A 468-nucleotide genomic window follows, 5' to 3' on the forward strand; every position below is an offset into this window, starting at 1 on the left:
GCCCCGGGGGCCTTCCCGCCCCGGCCCTCCGGCCGCGAGCAGGCGGGAGCGCCGTCCGTTTTGGCCCGCTCCATGGCGGCGCGGAACCGCTCGTACCCCGCGACCCCCACCGCGTCGGGCGTCTTGGTGCGGCGCCGTCCGGCCCAGCTTCCCCACAGGCTGGCGGCGACAGCGGCGACGACCGGAATCAGCAACCAGGCGAGAGCCGCCATCGGAACCTCCCGACCCCTCGTACGCGCTCCCGGGTACACGACCCGGCGGCCGGCAGACCGGCCGATGAGCAGATTAACCGTCGGTTCCTCAACGGTCCGGCCCCGGGACCGGTTACGCAACCGGAGCCGCGCACGGGCCGGCTGAGCGTCCGAGTCCACCGAACGGGCCCGCTCGGGCACCCGATGGGACCCGCCGCTGCCCCCGCCGCAGCGGTGCCCCCGCTGCGGCGGGGGCAGCGGGGACAGCGGCGGGGGC

Annotated in this window: 1 pseudogene; it reads right to left on the reverse strand. The window is 77.4% G+C overall.

The features are described 5' to 3' along the window. Window positions 1–212 (reverse strand): annotated as a pseudogene (locus AB8Z75_RS35220) (hypothetical protein); the annotation flags it as partial. Window positions 213–468 lie beyond the last annotated feature (256 nt).

The sequence above is a fragment of the Streptomyces sp. PU-14G genome (genome assembly GCF_041028275.1).
Classification (GTDB): domain Bacteria; phylum Actinomycetota; class Actinomycetes; order Streptomycetales; family Streptomycetaceae; genus Streptomyces.